This is a genomic window from Saezia sanguinis, assembly GCF_003991585.1.
GTDB lineage: Bacteria > Pseudomonadota > Gammaproteobacteria > Burkholderiales > Burkholderiaceae_C > Saezia > Saezia sanguinis.
Genome location: NZ_PQSP01000107.1, coordinates 1 through 262, shown reverse-complemented (window position 1 = coordinate 262; position 262 = coordinate 1). Strand labels below are relative to the sequence as shown.

The 262-nt window shown below is 65.6% G+C and carries 1 protein-coding gene; it reads left to right on the top strand.

What is annotated here, in order from left to right; all coding sequences use genetic code 11:
- Nucleotides 1-22: 22 nt before the first annotated feature.
- Nucleotides 23-262 (top strand): MFS transporter (locus tag CUZ56_RS15150; RefSeq protein ID WP_204250955.1); only part of this gene is annotated, 240 nt, incomplete at its 3' end.

Genomic DNA, 262 nt, shown 5'->3' with positions numbered 1-262 from the left:
CGTCCGGCAGGACGACCTACTCGTGGCCAATGCGCGATTCGAGTCGACGAACTGGAGTTCCATCGCCGTCGGGCCACCACTGGGCGGCGCGGCAATCGGCCTGTTCGGTCCGGTCATCACCGTAGTGGTCGATGCGGTGAGCTACCTGCTCTCGGCGCTGGGGCTGACGATGATTCGCGGCCGAGAAGAACGCCCGGCTCGCGTCCCCGAACGCCAGGTTCGGGCAGGTGAGTTACTCGACGGCTGGCGACATATTCTGTCC